The 15,646-nt window shown below is 57.2% G+C and carries 13 protein-coding genes and 1 pseudogene; 10 read left to right on the forward strand and 4 right to left on the reverse strand.

The window, feature by feature from the left end; translation table 11 throughout:
• Positions 1–210: 210 nt before the first annotated feature.
• Positions 211–1,494: a beta-ketoacyl-ACP synthase II gene (gene fabF, locus IAI47_RS21695; RefSeq protein WP_008926810.1), complete on the forward strand. Its 1,284-nt coding sequence runs from the start codon at positions 211–213 to the stop codon at positions 1,492–1,494.
• Positions 1,495–1,659: 165 nt separating this feature from the next.
• Positions 1,660–1,827 (forward strand): annotated as a pseudogene (locus tag IAI47_RS21700) (family 1 glycosylhydrolase); the annotation flags it as partial.
• 70 nt (positions 1,828–1,897) lie between these two features.
• Here IAI47_RS21700 and IAI47_RS22135 read toward each other — a convergent pair.
• Together IAI47_RS22135 and IAI47_RS21705 are read right to left on the reverse strand one after the other, a co-directional pair.
• Positions 1,898–2,020 carry a hypothetical protein gene (locus IAI47_RS22135; protein ID WP_255348852.1) on the reverse strand — a complete coding sequence of 41 codons (123 nt, stop codon included), beginning with the start codon at positions 2,018–2,020 and terminating at the stop codon, positions 1,898–1,900.
• A gap of 8 nt (positions 2,021–2,028) precedes the next feature.
• Positions 2,029–2,817 (reverse strand): MipA/OmpV family protein, encoded by a 789-nt coding sequence (locus IAI47_RS21705; protein WP_003850580.1) that lies wholly within the window; start codon positions 2,815–2,817, stop codon positions 2,029–2,031.
• A 128-nt stretch (positions 2,818–2,945) separates the two neighbouring features.
• On the opposite strand from IAI47_RS21705, the gene IAI47_RS21710 reads away from it, so the two are divergent.
• From IAI47_RS21710 to IAI47_RS21725, 4 genes are all read left to right on the forward strand, one after another.
• Positions 2,946–3,641 carry a response regulator gene (locus IAI47_RS21710; RefSeq protein WP_008926808.1) on the forward strand — a complete coding sequence of 232 codons (696 nt, stop codon included), beginning with the start codon at positions 2,946–2,948 and terminating at the stop codon, positions 3,639–3,641.
• Positions 3,638–4,807, forward strand: a complete 1,170-nt coding sequence (locus IAI47_RS21715) for a cell wall metabolism sensor histidine kinase WalK (protein WP_008926807.1) — start codon at positions 3,638–3,640, stop codon at positions 4,805–4,807. The genes IAI47_RS21710 and IAI47_RS21715 overlap by 4 nt, the downstream gene beginning before the upstream one ends.
• Before the next feature lie 93 nt (positions 4,808–4,900).
• Complete coding sequence (locus IAI47_RS21720) at positions 4,901–6,034, forward strand: efflux RND transporter periplasmic adaptor subunit (RefSeq protein WP_003850584.1); 1,134 nt, start codon at positions 4,901–4,903, stop codon at positions 6,032–6,034.
• Positions 6,031–9,075 carry an efflux RND transporter permease subunit gene (locus IAI47_RS21725; RefSeq protein WP_003850585.1) on the forward strand — a complete coding sequence of 1,015 codons (3,045 nt, stop codon included), beginning with the start codon at positions 6,031–6,033 and terminating at the stop codon, positions 9,073–9,075. Before IAI47_RS21720 ends, IAI47_RS21725 begins: the two co-directional genes overlap by 4 nt.
• 59 nt (positions 9,076–9,134) lie before the next feature.
• Here IAI47_RS21725 and IAI47_RS21730 read toward each other — a convergent pair whose 3' ends face one another.
• Together IAI47_RS21730 and IAI47_RS21735 are read right to left on the reverse strand one after the other, a co-directional pair.
• Positions 9,135–9,380, reverse strand: coding sequence for a hypothetical protein (locus tag IAI47_RS21730; protein WP_003850587.1), 246 nt, complete (start codon positions 9,378–9,380; stop codon positions 9,135–9,137).
• Positions 9,381–9,463: 83 nt separating this feature from the next.
• Positions 9,464–10,357: a LysR family transcriptional regulator gene (locus IAI47_RS21735; RefSeq protein ID WP_008926805.1), complete on the reverse strand. Its 894-nt coding sequence runs from the start codon at positions 10,355–10,357 to the stop codon at positions 9,464–9,466.
• A gap of 104 nt (positions 10,358–10,461) precedes the next feature.
• Between IAI47_RS21735 and budA the strand changes: the two genes are divergently transcribed.
• The 4 genes from budA to IAI47_RS21755 all read left to right on the forward strand — a co-directional run bounded on the left by budA (position 10,462) and on the right by IAI47_RS21755 (position 15,392).
• Entirely contained in the window at positions 10,462–11,244 is a 783-nt protein-coding gene (budA, locus tag IAI47_RS21740) for an acetolactate decarboxylase (RefSeq protein ID WP_008926804.1), read from the forward strand.
• Positions 11,245–11,258: 14 nt separating this feature from the next.
• Positions 11,259–12,938 (forward strand): acetolactate synthase AlsS, encoded by a 1,680-nt coding sequence (gene alsS, locus IAI47_RS21745; RefSeq protein WP_003850593.1) that lies wholly within the window; start codon positions 11,259–11,261, stop codon positions 12,936–12,938.
• A gap of 23 nt (positions 12,939–12,961) precedes the next feature.
• A complete protein-coding gene (locus IAI47_RS21750) occupies positions 12,962–13,735 on the forward strand; it encodes a (S)-acetoin forming diacetyl reductase (protein WP_003850595.1) in 774 nt (257 codons plus the stop codon).
• Between the two features lie 205 nt (positions 13,736–13,940).
• Entirely contained in the window at positions 13,941–15,392 is a 1,452-nt protein-coding gene (locus IAI47_RS21755) for a flagellin (protein ID WP_071778552.1), read from the forward strand.
• Positions 15,393–15,646: the final 254 nt, after the last annotated feature.

Consider the following 15,646-nt stretch of genomic DNA (forward strand, 5'->3'; position numbering starts at 1 on the left):
TAATTAGTCACCAGATCAAATATAGCGACTTGTTTTGTCATCGCTCTGGATTCTGATGCTACTTCGCTTATCTCAGCCTGTGATGTTCCATCTCTGCGCGCGTCCATCGCACTATCCTGTGCTGGGCCTCGCTATTTGCGCTTCAGGCGCGTTTCACCTCTCCGCGTCAGCATGTCAATCGCTGCCCGGACAGCTTACGGGAGCAACCTCATGAGTCACTCATCCTCATCACAACGCATCGTCATTACCGGCGCGGGCGTCGTTTCGCCATTAGGTTGTGGCGTTAACAACGTCTGGCAGCGATTAACGGCGGGTGAGTCCGGTATCCGCACGCTGCCCGACACACTCACTGCCGGCACCGGGATTTCAGTAGGTGGCCTTGTGCCAGGCATTGATGAAGATCCGCTGGCGGGATATGACCCGGAGTCATTCATTGCGCCGAAAGAGCGTAAGAAAATGTCGCGATTTATTGAATTTGCGCTGCTTGCGGCAGAAGAAGCGCTGGCTCAGGCGGGCTGGCATCCTGAAGATGAGGCCGCGCGTGAACGCACCGCGACCATTATTGCCTCCGGCGTCGGCGGTTTTGGCGCAATTGCTGACGCCGTGCGCACCACGGATGGGCGCGGTCCGCGCAGACTTTCGCCCTTCACTGCCCCCTCGTTTCTGGCCAATATGGCCGCGGGTCATGTCTCTATTAAATACGGTTTTACCGGCCCGCTGGGCGCACCGGTTACAGCCTGTGCCGCAGGCGTGCAGGCTATTGGTGATGCAGCAAGGTTAATCAGAAGCGGCGAAGCGGACATTGCGATTTGTGGCGGGACCGAAGCGGCGCTGGATCGCGTAACGCTGGGCTGTTTCGCGGCAGCGCGTGCCCTATGCACGGGCTATGAGGAGCATCCGCATCTCGCATCACGTCCGTTTGATCGCGACAGAAACGGCTTTGTGATGGCCGAAGGTGCTGGTTTGCTGGTGATCGAGTCGCTTGCCCATGCCCAGGCTCGGGGTGCGACGCCACTGGCGGAAATTATCGGTTATGGCACCAGCGCCGATGCTTACCATCTTACCGCAGGTCCGGAAGATGGCAGTGGCGCTGCGCGGGCAATGAGAACCGCTCTGCGCCAGGCGTGTATCAGCGCGGATGACGTTCATCACATCAATGCTCATGCAACCTCAACACAGGTTGGCGATCACGGCGAGCTGGCCGCTATTCGAGCTGTATTTGGCGATAATTCCCAGGTCGCGATCTCTTCAACCAAATCTGCCACCGGCCATCTGCTGGGTGCAGCGGGCGGCGTTGAGGCGATATTCACCCTGATGGCGCTGCGTCAGCAGCTTATCCCGCCGACACTGAACCTTCATCATCCCGATGACGCAGCAGGCAATCTTGACCTGGTGGCGCTCACTGCACGCCCGGCGGAGTTGACCTATGCCATGTCGAACGGTTTCGGCTTTGGCGGCGTCAACGCCAGCCTCCTGCTTCGTAAGTGGCATTGACGTCATCGTGAAGACTCAACCTGCGCCACCAGACATCCTGGTCGCGCAGGGTTTAAATCTCCAGAAGGTCACGCTTTGCTGGATAATTCCAGAGGCTCCCCGTCAGCAATAGCGTCATAAACCTGTATCCTTCCTGACTTCCCGACCCTCTCCTTTTCTTTCAACAATGGCACCGGCGACGTCAATCAGGAGGCCGTTGTCTTCTGTAACCAGGTCATTGATGAACTGCTGGCACAGGGTATGACTCCCTTTATTACGCTGTTTCACTTCAATATGCCGATGGCGATGCCGGAACAGGAAGGCAGGAAAAATCATCAGGTCGTTGCAGCATTTTCACCCACCTGCGGCTGAATGATGATAATCCTCGCTGCGCCTCACACCAACTCATAGCCGCTGCAGTGCCCTATCCCTGTACCGGCGCATCGAACAGACTCAACGCCACAACAATCACTGCATAAACCAGCAGATACAACAGAATCAGCGCAGCAAGCAAACGACGGTGGCTGCGCATCCCGTTTTTCTTCATGGTGCCATTCAGAAGGTATAACTCAATGCCAGGGTTGCCGATGCGCCATTGTGCCGCGCGACAATCGGGCTATCTGAGGCATGTTTATCCAGCCATGTGTAATCACCGATGACACTGGCAGCCCAGGCGGGCGTGAACTGATGGCTCCAGGTCAGGCTGGCGTCGGTGCCATAAAATCCACCCGCAGCGTCATAACGTTCATAACCGCTACGCGCGCTTTGCTCGCGGTTAACACCGTACCAGGTGTTCATGTAACGTCCGTCGCCAAACAGACCTGCCACCTGCAGTGCCACCGTATCATCGCTGGTCTGCCAGGGAATCAACGTTACGGATGTCCGATACTGCACGCCCTGACTGTCACTTAGTGGCAGCGTCGCTTTGCCCTCCAGCACAAACCATGGTGTGACTGACCATCCCACCGCAAGCGCGGTGTTCACCGTGGCATCGATCTTTCCCATGCCCCTGAGCCGGTCATCACCGTCACGCCATGAGGAATTGCGGTCAGATCGGCCTAACCCATAGCCCAGGGTATGTTCCAGATACAACCCATTATCTGCCTGTAGATCGTAGCCAATCCCTTTTTGCGAATCGAGAAAGAAAGCCCCGTCGCGCGCCTGAATAATCGGCGTCAGCTGCCAGTGCTGCTTATCTGCGCCGCTGTAACGCGGTGCATTGATGCCTGCAATGCCCACCGTCACACTGGACGAAGGCGTGGCACTGTCATCCGCTCTTGCGGCAGCCGCGCTTAATGCCAGTGAAAAACAGACCATGTGAAGCGTTATTTTTCCGGTTATCATCTCGTTTCCTCATTATCACATCAGGTGCGGAGCTGAGGGATTCAGGGCCGCGTCACTGGCCGGAGTATGCGGGGCGAGTGTCAATGAACGACCAGGGATTTATGAAGAAACAGTCAAGGTGATCTGAAATGCAGCTAAAACGTATCCTGATTATTGAAGATGATGCTGACGCGGCCGGCGTCCTTGAGGCCTATCTGAAACGTGAAAATTATGAGGTTATGATTGTCGGTGACGGACCTGGCGGGCTGGATGCCGCCAGACGCTGGCAGCCCGATCTGATCCTGCTGGATATCATGTTGCCTGGCATGAACGGCACCGAAGTGCTGGCCGCACTGCGACGTCGCGACGATACGCCGGTGATCATGGTGACGGCGATGAGCGATGCGCCGGACCGCATCGGTGCACTCCGCTATGGCGCTGATGACTATGTGGTCAAGCCCTATCATCCAGGCGAAGTCGTGGCGCGCGTGCAGGCGGTGTTGCGCCGCAGTCAGAATAGCGCGCCGGTCACCGAAATCCTGCGCTGGGCCGGTCTGGTCGTTGATCCGATCGCCCTCACAGCCGTAATTGAATGCGACAGTGGCACATCGCGCCGTCTCGATCTGACACCCACTGAATTTTCCCTGCTGGTCACCCTGATGCGCGCACCAACGCGTCCGTTTACCCGTCTGTTTCTGCTGGAGCACTGTCTGCCGGAAAGCGATGCGCTGGAGCGGGTGGTGGATACACACGTCTACAACCTGCGCCGTAAACTGGAAGCTGCAGGCATCTCTGACGTGTTACCTGCGGTGCGTAGCGTGGGTTACCGGTTCAGACAGCCATGAATAAAAACATCTACAACTCTCTGTGGCGCTGGATCTGCGTCAGGGTCATGTTTCTGGCGATTGGCAGTGTCATTCTGATCGCCTTCTGTATGTGGTTGCGCTTCGCGGTGCAGGCGTACTGGGTCTATTACCGTATGCCACCCGCACTGCTGGAGGAGTTTTCACAGCTACGGCGCCATCCTGCCAGCGACCCGGCACGCTTTCACCAGATCGTGGATCAATGGTGGGGGCTCACTTTTTCTGATCCGTCGCTGGCCTCGTCGGACTGGTTTACTGTGATTGCGCTGGTGGTCGTCACCATCCCGTTTATGGTGTTTATGGCACTGCGTTTCGCGCGCCCACTCTCCACGCAGTTCAGTCAGCTGGCGACCGCGGCGCGCGCGGTATCAAAAGGGGAATTTGGCCGAACAGCCGCAGTGGTAAAAGAAGCTCCGCAGGAGCTGGTGCGCTTTACCGAAGATTTTAATCAGATGACGCAGCAACTGGCGCGTTACGAGCGCGAGCTGCGCACCTCGCATGTGGCGATGGCACATGAACTTCGCTCACCCCTGACGGCGGCGATGGGCCGGTTGCAGGGTATTCTGGATGGCGTCTTTCCAGCGGAGCCGCAGCAACTGGCAATGATCATGAAGCAACTGACGCAGCTCAGCCGACTGATCGATGAACTGCATTTGTTGTCACTGGCGGATGCCGGTCAGCTGGTCCTGAACCGGGAACGGTTTAATCTCAGTGAGTTACTGCGCGAGCGTACGGGCTGGCTGCTGCCGCAGGCAGAACAGGCAGGTGTGACCATCAGCGTCATCGCACCAGAGGCTCTGATGCTCGATGCCGATGCATTCCGCCTGGGCCAGGTGGTGACGATCCTTTGTGAGAATGCGCTGCGCTACGCGGCGGACGGGGGTGCGTTGCTGATCTCCGCCAGCCAGAACGATCGGGCGGTTACCCTGACTTTTCGTGATTATGGTCAGGGTGTAGAGCCGGACTTTCTGCCGCAGCTGTTTGATCGCTTTACCCGGGCTGACTCCTCTCGTGCTCGCCACTCTGGCGGCAGCGGGCTGGGATTGTCGATCGCCAAAGCTATCATCGAGGCGCACGGCGGATCACTTCGCGCCACGTTACCCGCTGACGGCGGCCTGTTAATCGGGATAACGCTGCCGGGGAGATAAATTGTTCTGGCTTGACCATTTCTTGATGGTTCATGCAACGTTTCTGGACACAAGCCGGGTTCAATGAGCACAACTCATTAAAGGAACCCGGCTATGACTGATTTAATCCCGGATGCTGCCCGCCAGGTGTGGCGTCACCTTTTTAGTGTTCAGATCTTTGCACCAGCCATGTTTGTGCTGCTTGGCGTGCTCATCATGACTGGCTGCCGGGACAATAATTCTGCCCCGCCCGCTGCCCCGCCGCGACCAGTTAAAACGGTGATTGTTCCGCCGCTCGGAAGTGATGCTTCACTGGTGCTGACCGGAGAAATCCGCGCCCATGAAGAGGTCGCGCTTGCTTTCAGGCTGGATGGCCGGGTCGTGAGTCGTGCGGCTGAACTGGGCGATCGCGTCAGCGCCGGACAACCGCTTGCAGCGCTGGAAAATGATCAGTCACGTAATCAGCTCAGTAGCGCACAGGCCGATCTCGACAGCGCTCGCGCCGCCGAACGGGTCGCCGCACTTAATCTTCATCGAATGCGGCTGTTGATGCCCGGTGGCGCCATCGCCCGCAGCCAGCTTGACAGCGCCCAGGCAGACTGGCAAAGCGCGCAGTCACGCCGTCTCAGCAGCGAAGCAGCGCTAAAAAATGCCCAGGACACTCTCAGCTGGACTCAACTCACTGCACCCACCGCAGGCCGGATCACCGCCATCACGGTTCAGCCTGGCCAGGTGGTCAGCGCTGGACAAAATGTGATGACGCTGGCAGCGGGAGATGCACGCGATGCGGTGTTTGACCTGACCACACCAGCGCTTTTGCGTCCTGACGGCCAAATACCACTAAAGGTGACGCTGCTCGCCGATCCCACCGTGCAGGCCAGCGGCACGGTGCGTGACATCAGCCCACAAGCCGATCCGCAGACCCGCACGTGGCGACTGCGCATCTCGTTGATAAATCCACCTGAGGCGATGGCACCCGGTGCCACGGTCACCGTCAGCCTGCCCGATGCACAACCGCCAGTGATCGCCCTGCCCGCCAGCGCTCTGACCCGTTTCTCAGACAAACCCGCGCTGCTGGTTGTTGATGCAGCGTCACGCTTGCAGCTTCGTCCGGTAGTCCTTGCCCGCTTTAACGCGCAGCAAATCTTTGTAACTGCCGGGATCCAGCCGGGCGAGCGCGTTGTGACGGCCGGCGTTAATACCCTGCAGCCCGGCGAAAAGGTCTCGCTGATGCAGGAGGCGCCATGAAAAAACCGGCTGGCTTTAACCTCTCTGGCTGGGCGCTGGCGCATCAGCAACTGGTCATCTTTTTCATGCTGCTGGTGATGGCGGCAGGTGTACTGAGCTATGAACGTCTCTCCCGCAATGAAGATCCGGCGTTTACCATCAAAACTGCCGTCATCTCGGCCCAATGGCCGGGCGCGGACGTGGACAATATGGTGCAACTGGTCACTGACGTACTGGAACAGAAGGTACAGGAGATCCCGTCGCTGGACGCCGTTGAGAGCGAAACCCGCGCCGGGCAAACGGTGATATATGTCAACCTGCGTGATGACACACCACCCTCTCAGGTGGCTGGCACCTGGTATCAGTTACGTAAAAAGATGAAAGACGTTGCCGCTTCACTGCCTCAGGGCGTGCAGGGTCCGGCAGTGAACGATGAGTTTGATGACACCTTCGGCACAATTTATGGGTTTACGGCTGATGGTTTTACCGCCAGAGAGTTGCGCGATCGGGTCGATAACCTGCGGCGAAGTCTGACGAGTCTGCCCGACATCGGAAAAACCACCCTGCTGGGTGTGCAGGAGCAGCAGGTGGTTATCGCCTTTTCCCCGCGCAAGCTAAACGGCATGGGACTCGATTTACAGCAGGTCAGCGACGCCATCAAAGCGCAGAACGACGTGGTACCCGCGGGCAGCCTGCGAACCGACCGCGAGAACATTGCGCTGCGGGTCAGTGGCACCCTGACCTCGGTCGAAAATCTGCGGGCAATTACCCTGCATATCGGAGAGCGTTTCATCCCGCTGACTGAACTGGCTACCATCACTCTTCAACCTGCCGATCCCCCGGCACCCACGTTTCGGGTTAACGGCGTTCCGGCTATCGGGCTGGCGATTTCCATGGCCCCAGGCGGCAACATGCTCGATTTCGGCAAGCAGCTTAACCAGCGCATGCAGACACTGGCCAGTCAGTTACCGCACGGCATCACCCTGACCCGCGTGGCTGACCAGTCATCCGTGGTGAAAAATGCGGTCAGCGGCTTTGTCCGGATACTGGGCGAAGCGGTCGTCATCGTGTTAGCCGTCTCTTTCGTCTCGCTGGGACTGCGTGCTGGTCTGGTGGTGGCAGCGGCCATTCCGCTGGTGCTGGCCATGACCTTTACCGGCATGTTGCTGGCGGGCATCGGCCTGCAACGAATTTCACTGGGTGCGCTGATCATTGCGCTGGGGCTGCTGGTGGATGACGCGATGATCACTGTCGAAGCGATGGTGGCGCGGCTGGAAGCAGGCGACAGTAAGTGGCAGGCCGCGACGTATGCGTTCAAAACCACCGCATTCCCAATGCTGACCGGCACGCTGGTGATGATTGCGGGTTTTATTCCGGTCGGGTTCGCTGCCTCCAGTGCCGGAGAGTACTGCTATTCGCTGTTTGTGGTGATTGCGCTTGCATTGCTTTGCTCGTGGGTGGTCGCAGTAATCTTTTCTCCACTCACCGGCTGCTGGCTGCTGTCTGCAAAGCACATAACAGCCCACCCGTCGCCGGGCGTGCTTGCACGCACTTATCACCGACTTCTGGACGTGATTCTGCGTAACCGACTGGTGACAATGGGCGTGGCAATGGCAGTGCTGTTAGTCAGCCTTTATGCCACCACCTTTATGCAGGGTGAGTTTTTCCCGGCGTCAGACCGCCCCGAATTGCTGGTCAGCCTGACGCTGCCCGCCAATGCCGCGCAGGCCGAAACCCTGCGTCGTACCGTACAACTTGAAAAAATGCTCCAGAATGACCGGGATGTGGCGAACTTCACCAGCTACGTTGGCTCAGGTGCAATCCGCTTCTATCTACCGATGGATGTGCTGCTGGATAATGAAAACATCGCGCAGCTGGTGGTGGTGGCAAAAGATCTCACCGTGCGCGATCGGCTGCGCAGCCGGCTGGAACGAAAACTGGCAGCAGATTTTAACGATATCAGTACTCGCGTCTCACCGCTTGAGCTGGGGCCGCCGGTTGGCTGGCCACTGAAATATCGCATCACCGGTCCGGACAATGCACAGGTTCGGCAGGTCGCCGATCGGCTGGCGGCACAGCTTGCTCGCTCACCGCTGACCCGGGGTGTCAATCTCACCGCCGGAGAGCCAGAACGCGTTATCAGGCTGGCAGTAAACCAGACAGCGGCCCGCGCGGCTGGACTCTCATCAGACACGATAGCCACCGCGCTGAATACGCTGATGTCCGGCAGCGTGGTGACCACGCTGCGCGATCGCAACCGCCTGATCGATGTGGTGCTGCGCGGCGATGACAAGGCGCGCCAGGACACTGACTTGCTGGCAGGATTGATGATTACCAATGCCAGCGGACAAAAAATTCCGCTGCGGCAGGTCGCGACGCTGAACTGGGGGGTGGACGACCCGGTGATCTGGCGCCGTCAGCGGCTGGCTTACATCACCGTACAGACCGATATCGCACCCGGTCAGCGGGCTGAACAGGTTTCGCAACAGCTCGCGCCAGGTGTCGCCGCTCTGCGTGCTTCACTGCCTGCCGGATATGGTATTGAAGAAGGTGGCGTGGCGGCAGAATCAGACAAAGGCAACGGTTCTGTGTTTGCTCTGTTGCCGGTGACGATCTGCGCCATGCTGATCCTGCTGATGATTCAGCTGCAACGTTTCTCAGGCATGCTGCTGGCGCTAAGCATGGCACCGTTTGGTTTGCCAGGCATCATATCCGCAATGCTGCCTGCGGGTACTCCGCTGGGGTTTGTGGCGCTGCTGGGGATTATTGCACTGGCGGGAATCATCATCCGCAACGCCGTGATTATGATCAGTGAAGTGGATACGAACAGCCGCGCCGGACTTGCCGCTGGTGAAGCTATCCGGCAGGCCGCCCATCACCGGGCGCGTCCAATCGTGCTGACCGCGTGTGCCGCAATCCTGGGCATGATCCCTATTTCTCATCAGGTTTTCTGGGGGCCGATGGCACTGGCGATTATTGGTGGGCTGGTGAGCGGTACGCTGGTGACACTTACGGTATTGCCCGCTGCGTTAAGTCTGATGATGGAACGCCGTTCACGTTAAATCCGTTCAAAAAAAGTCCGGCGATTCTGTACCAGGAACAGCAGAATCGCCGGACGTCCTCAGTTCATCACCTCGACCAGAATCAGTGGGCACTTTCTGACTTTGCAGGCCTGACTGTAGGCCAGCGAGCAGACCGAACAAAGGTCACGCACGTCAGACTGGTACTCATACTCCATGAAATAGCGGAACTGGCCGCCTGCCGAATCTGTTCTCCAGAATCGCTGCGGCTCCAGAATTTCATCCAGTTGCCTGAATGTCAGGGCTGACGGGTTATGAAACCCGACTCTTACGCGATATATAGTCATGCACCGATTATTGGCATCCCGGCTTCGTGCCGCCAGTTGGTTATTGTTTTCATTACAATAGCTGGCGCTTATCAACCCATCTCTTAGTGTGGCGCAGGCAGTTCTGCCAGCATTGCCAGCAGATGCAGCACCGCTTTTGACGGATGAAGCCGACGCCAGGCAAAGGCCACGTCGGTAAACAGCGTGTTGTTTTCGATATCGCAGAAGCTCACGTCAGGGTTATCGACGCAGCGCATCGACTCCGGCACCAGCGCAATCCCGCAGCCGGCCGCGACCATACCCAACGACGTGGTGATTTGCGGCGCCTGCTGGAAGGTGTGGCGCGAAAAGCCCGCCCGCAGACAGGCAGTGACAATCAGCTCATACAGGCTCGGCGAGACGTCACGCGGGAAAATGATCAGGGTTTCATCCGCCAGCGCGGAGAGCGGCACAGTGGGTGTACCGCTTAAGGGATGAGAACGCGGCAGCGCAATCAGCATTTTTTCGGTGGAAATGACACGCAGATTAAACGCTTTGCTGCTTTCGCACGGCAGCCGGATAAAGGCCGCATCCAGTAATCCCTCCTGTAAATCCTGCATCAGCAACGCCATATTCTCTTCACGCGTCAGCAACGCCATCGCGGGATAACGTTCCTTAAACTTATGGATCAGCGTGAAGATGCGCGAATTAAAGGCCACCGAACTGGCAAATCCCAGCGACAACTGACCGCTGATCCCGCGCGCAATGCCACGCGCGTTTTCCAGCGCCTGATCGGCCAGCTGCACAATCTGTCGGGCATCCGCCAGAAACGCTTCTCCCGCTTCAGTGAGTTCAACCCCGCGCGTCAGCCGCTTCAACAATGGCGTGCCGATCTCCTGCTCCAGCCGCAATATCTGCTGACTCAGTGGCGGCTGCGATATCCCCAGCAATTCAGCGGCTCGGGTAAAGTGAAGCGTCTCGGCTACGGCAACAAAATAACGCAGATGGCGAAGTTCCATATCAAAAACGTCTCAAAGTTAACAGGTTTCGCTATTGGACCCACCGACTGAATCGGTTCACCATTAGGTTAACACGGCTTAACGGTTAATCGACGAGGCATCAAATGAGCAATTGTGTAACTGATTGTTCCTGCGAGGATCAACTAAAACATACTGTCTTAACGCTTTCCCAGGATGCGCCAGAAAGTGTTATCTATCAGACCTCTTTAATGAGTGCGCTGCTGAGCGGCGTCTATGACGGTAATGTCCGCATTGCCGACCTGCTGCGCAAAGGGGATTTCGGCCTGGGCACCTTCAACCGGCTGGATGGCGAGATGATCGCGTTTGACAGCAAAGTCTATCAGTTGCACGCCGACGGCAGCGCGCATCCAGCCGATCCGGCGCAGAAAACTCCGTTTGCGGTCATGACCTTTTTCAAGCCGCAGCACCTGTTTGAGTTTGACCGGCCGATGTCACGCGAGGACATCCATCGGGTGATCGACAGCGAAATCACCTCCGATAACCAGTTCTGTGCGCTACGCATCAGCGGCCGTTTCAGCCGCGTCGATACCCGCACCGTGCCGTGCCAGTGCCGCCCGTATCGATCCATGCCGGAAGTGCTGGACGATCAGCCTACCTTTTCCTTTAGCCAGCGTGCGGGGGAACTGATTGGATTCCGCACGCCGCAATATATGCAGGGCATTAACGTTGCGGGCTATCACGAACATTTTATTACCGACGACCGCGAAGGCGGCGGCCACATTCTCGATTACGCGCTGGAACAGGGCACCCTGACCTTTGGTGCCATCAGCAAGCTGGTCGTGGATCTGCCGCAGGACAGTGACTTTCTCAATGCCGACCTGAACCCCGCCAATCTTGACGCCGCGATCCGAGCGGTAGAAAGCTAATCAGAGGAATGACGATGAAAACTTCAACCGATACCACGCTCTGGACCTGTGGCGCTGACCTGGTGGTCGCGCAACTTGAGGCACAGGGTGTCCAGCATGTCTTTGGCATCCCTGGCGCAAAGATCGATAAGGTTTTTGACTCGCTGCTGGACTCATCCATTCAGACCATACCGGTTCGCCACGAAGCTAACGCCGCGTTTATGGCCGCCGCAGTTGGCCGTCTCACCGGCAACGCGGGTGTGGCGCTGGTTACCTCAGGGCCGGGCTGCTCTAACCTGATCACCGGTATGGCTACCGCCACCAGCGAAGGTGATCCGGTGGTCGCTATCGGCGGCCAGGTGAAACGTTCCGACAGTGCAAAGCAGGTTCATCAGAGCATGGACACCGTTTCGATGTTTCGCCCGATCACCAAATATGCGGTTGAAGTGACCGATCCCTCTGCGCTTTCTGAATGCCTGTCAAATGCGTTTCGCCATGCGGAACATGGCCGCGGCGGCGGTGCCTTTATCAGCCTGCCACAGGATATTGTCGATCAGCCGGTGACCGGCAAAGCGCTGAGCAGTAAAGGCCGTCCGGTGTTAGGTGCCGCGCCAGACGCGATGATTGAGGCAGTCAGCAGGGCGATTGCCGGGGCTAAAAATCCGGTTATCCTGCTGGGATTGATGGCGAGCCAGACGGAGAACAGCGAAGCCATCGACGAGCTGCTGACCCGTAGTCATATTCCGGTCACCAGCACCTATCAGGCAGCAGGGGCCGTCAGACAGGATCACTTCTCACGTTTTGCCGGGCGTGTCGGGCTGTTTAATAACCAGGCAGGCGACCGGCTGCTGCAACAGGCTGACCTGATCATGACCATCGGCTACAGCCCGGTAGAATATGAACCGGCGATGTGGAACAGCGGCAATGCCACGTTGATTCATATCGACGTGATACCCGCAGAGACCGACAACCGCTATCTGCCCGATGCGGAGCTGGTGGGGGATATCGCGGCCACTGTGCGTAAACTGGCTGCGCGTATTACTGCGCCACGGCAACTGACTGCAGAAACTGCCTCTATTCTTGACGATCGCCAGCAGCAACGAAAATTACTGGCAATGCAGGGTGCCAGCCTCAATCAGTTTGCCCTGCATCCGCTGCGCATCGTGCGCGCCATGCAGGACATTATTAACAGCGATGTCAGCCTCACCGTTGATATGGGTAGCTTCCACATCTGGATCGCCCGCTATCTCTACAGCTTCCGCGCCCGCCAGATCATGATCTCCAATGGTCAGCAGACCATGGGCGTGGCCCTGCCGTGGGCGATTGGCGCCTGGCTGGTCGATCCGCAACGCAAAGTGGTGTCGGTTTCAGGTGATGGCGGCTTCCTGCAGTCCAGCATGGAGCTGGAAACCGCCGTCCGGTTAAAAGCAAATATTCTGCACATCGTCTGGGTTGATAACGCCTACAACATGGTGGCGATGCAGGAAGAGAAGAAATATCACCGCGTCTCTGGTGTTCATTTTGGCCCGATTGATTTTAAAGCCTACGCAGAAGCATTTGGGGCTGCGGGCTTTGCGGTGACCAGTGCAGCAGAACTGGAGCCTACGCTGCGAAAAGCGATGGATGTTCAGGGACCTGCAGTTGTGGCTGTGCCTGTTGATTACGCTGACAACCCGTTACTGATGGGCCAGCTGCATCTGAGTCAGCTTCTTTAAGTTCATGTAAAAAGGAAATCATGATGAAAAACAGAGTGGCATTTGTGACTGGCGCAGGCCAGGGCATTGGTGAAGCGATCGCCCTGCGTCTGGCGAAAGATGGACTGGCGGTCGCGGTGGCCGATTTCAATCAGGAGACCGCCCGCCAGGTCGCAGACAAGATCAACCAGTTGGGCGGAAAAGCGATAGCCCTGAAGGTCGATGTCTCGCAGCGCGATCAGGTGTTGGCCGCAGTCGAAGAGGCTCGTCTCGCACTGGGTGGTTTTGACGTCATCGTTAACAACGCAGGTATTGCGCCCTCCACGCCAATTGCGGAGATTACCGAAGCGGTGGTCGACAAGGTCTACAACGTCAATGTCAAAGGGGTGATCTGGGGTATGCAGGCCGCGATTAAAGCGTTTGCTGCAGAAGGTCACGGTGGCAAAATCATCAACGCCTGCTCCCAGGCGGGTCACGTTGGTAATCCGGAGCTGGCGGTTTACAGCTCAAGCAAGTTCGCCGTGCGCGGCCTGACACAGACCGCCGCGCGTGATCTGGCGCCTGCCGGGATCACGGTAAATGCCTTTTGCCCGGGTATTGTCAGAACGCCAATGTGGCAAGAGATCGACAGACAGATTTCCGAAGCAGCTGGAAAGCCCGCCGGTTACGGCACGGAGGAATTTGCGAAACGTATTACGCTGGGACGTCTTTCTGAACCGGAAGATGTTGCCGCCTGCGTCGCCTACCTCGCCAGTCCCGACTCCGATTACATGACTGGCCAGTCACTTTTGATTGATGGCGGCATGGTGTTTAACTGATCTGCCCTCGCCTGCTTCGTTCCGGCGCAGCAGGCTCTGCTTCTGCACCCATTAAAACATTAGTTTCTTTTATCTCAAAAACGGTTAGCCATCAGCCTGTTGACCGTTTAATCGCGCCAGACCTGCGTTTTTGTCGCCTGAGAGATTAAAGCTGCTTATTATCCTGCCGATAAAACAGAGACTCCTCTCCCTGTTTAAAGCGACCATGTTAACGATCAACCATAACGAGCCCGCCGCCATCACGAACAAAATGCGGTACAGCACTGACTCTGTTCTGGGACGAACGGTTGAAAGGTTATCATCAGGGATGCGGATTAACAGTGCGAAAGACGATGCGGCAGGTCAGGCGATTGCCAACCGCATGACGGCCAATATCAACGCCGATGCGGTGGTAGCGCGCGGCCTCAATGACGCTATCAGCTATTCCCAGACCGCCAGCGGCGGCCTGGGTAGCATTGTCGATCTGCTGATCCAGGCCCGCACGCTTTCGGTTCAGGCAGCCAACGGCACGCTATCGGATGCGGACAGGCAGAGCGTCAACGGTGCATATCAGCAGATTCTGGCAGGCATCAATGACATCGCGGATCACACCGAGATTTTCGGGCGTTATCCGCTGGCGACCAATAATCCCGATCTGCCTCCTGCGAAACTGGGTAACGTTGACCCTATCAACACGAAGTTCCCGGTTCCAGGCAAGAATTACTCTTTTACCTCCGGCGTGATCCCGCTGGCCTATATTCCGGCAGGCTCGACAGCGATAAGCATCACCATCGACTCGCTGGGTATGGATGACGATCTCCAGCTCTTTACCCGCGACGGTAAGCATCTGGTCGGTACACCGCTGGATGGCAGTGCGCCCGATTACACCTGGGCCAGCAAAGGCATCACCAATGCGGCTACCGCAGATACCCGCCTGCTGACCAGCAAAAACGGTTTTGGCAGCGGTGCGGCATATGACAGTTCGCAACTGCTCGAGGGCGGTACAAGCTGGGCGCTGGCGGGCAGCAACAGCAGCACTTATAACGGCATGAACATCACGTATAGCGGTGATGGCGATCGTTATGAAGATGTCGCCAGCGGCGATTTCAATAACGGGACCATCACCAGTAACCGGCTTGAGCGCATCACGCTGGATACTGTAAACGAAGATTTGATTGTGGTGGTGGTGGGCAATGGCTCTTTCACGGGTAATCTGACCTGGGGAAAACTGCCCGAACCTAAAGGCGTGCCTGAAACGCCGCCACATGAGAGTCGTCCTCTGGAAGTGGTCACCAGCGCAGATTATGGTCAGCCAGTGCAATCGGATACCATCCCGGCTACACCGTCAGATACCAAAACCCTGGGGCTGAACAACACAACACTGCTGAACAGTCAGGACATCTCCAGCACCATGAAAGCGCTGGAGCGCGCGCTGGCGAAGATCAGCGGCTATCAGTCGACTTATGGCGCGAAGATTAACCGTTACGAATCAAACCGTAATGTGCTGGCGCAGCAGGGCGTGGATACCTCAGCAGCTCGCAGCCGCATACAGGATGCGGACTATGCAGAAGAAGCCAGTCAGCTGGCTCGTAACCAGATTATTCAGCAGGGCCAGACTGCCGTCAGTAAAATGGCGAACAAAACACCTGAAATGATTATTCAGCTGTTAGGCAGCTAATACTTTTAACCGGCAGGGCGTCCTGCCTCAGCCGTTTTCCCTGTTTCTTCTCCATTAACATCGCCTGATTCGGCCCTCTGCTGGCCCGAAATCCCCGGTTACCCCTCGTCACGCTTTGATCCCAGTCACACAAACTCGTTTAAGATTCGTTTAAGAATGGTCGTCATCACCTTTTTTTGTTAAATAAATGCTAAATGCTGATAACAATTTAATATCACCATCCTGCGCAGGATTAACTAAAACAACAGGTTAAT

Origin of the sequence: Pantoea sp. MT58 (genome assembly GCF_014495885.1) — a bacterium.
In the GTDB taxonomy this organism is placed as follows: Bacteria; Pseudomonadota; Gammaproteobacteria; order Enterobacterales; family Enterobacteriaceae; genus Pantoea; species Pantoea eucalypti.

Excerpts from the sequence above, each read along its gene's own strand:
- fabF (WP_008926810.1), top strand. The coding sequence starts at position 211 with ATGAGTCACTCATCCTCATCACAACGCATCGTCATTACCGGCGCGGGC.
- IAI47_RS22135 (WP_255348852.1), bottom strand. The coding sequence starts at position 2,020 with ATGAAGAAAAACGGGATGCGCAGCCACCGTCGTTTGCTTGCTGCGCTG.
- IAI47_RS21705 (WP_003850580.1), bottom strand. The coding sequence starts at position 2,817 with ATGATAACCGGAAAAATAACGCTTCACATGGTCTGTTTTTCACTGGCA.
- IAI47_RS21710 (WP_008926808.1), top strand. The coding sequence starts at position 2,946 with ATGCAGCTAAAACGTATCCTGATTATTGAAGATGATGCTGACGCGGCC.
- IAI47_RS21715 (WP_008926807.1), top strand. The coding sequence starts at position 3,638 with ATGAATAAAAACATCTACAACTCTCTGTGGCGCTGGATCTGCGTCAGG.
- IAI47_RS21720 (WP_003850584.1), top strand. The coding sequence starts at position 4,901 with ATGACTGATTTAATCCCGGATGCTGCCCGCCAGGTGTGGCGTCACCTT.
- IAI47_RS21725 (WP_003850585.1), top strand. The coding sequence starts at position 6,031 with ATGAAAAAACCGGCTGGCTTTAACCTCTCTGGCTGGGCGCTGGCGCAT.
- IAI47_RS21730 (WP_003850587.1), bottom strand. The coding sequence starts at position 9,380 with ATGACTATATATCGCGTAAGAGTCGGGTTTCATAACCCGTCAGCCCTG.
- IAI47_RS21735 (WP_008926805.1), bottom strand. The coding sequence starts at position 10,357 with ATGGAACTTCGCCATCTGCGTTATTTTGTTGCCGTAGCCGAGACGCTT.
- budA (WP_008926804.1), top strand. The coding sequence starts at position 10,462 with ATGAGCAATTGTGTAACTGATTGTTCCTGCGAGGATCAACTAAAACAT.
- alsS (WP_003850593.1), top strand. The coding sequence starts at position 11,259 with ATGAAAACTTCAACCGATACCACGCTCTGGACCTGTGGCGCTGACCTG.
- IAI47_RS21750 (WP_003850595.1), top strand. The coding sequence starts at position 12,962 with ATGAAAAACAGAGTGGCATTTGTGACTGGCGCAGGCCAGGGCATTGGT.
- IAI47_RS21755 (WP_071778552.1), top strand. The coding sequence starts at position 13,941 with ATGTTAACGATCAACCATAACGAGCCCGCCGCCATCACGAACAAAATG.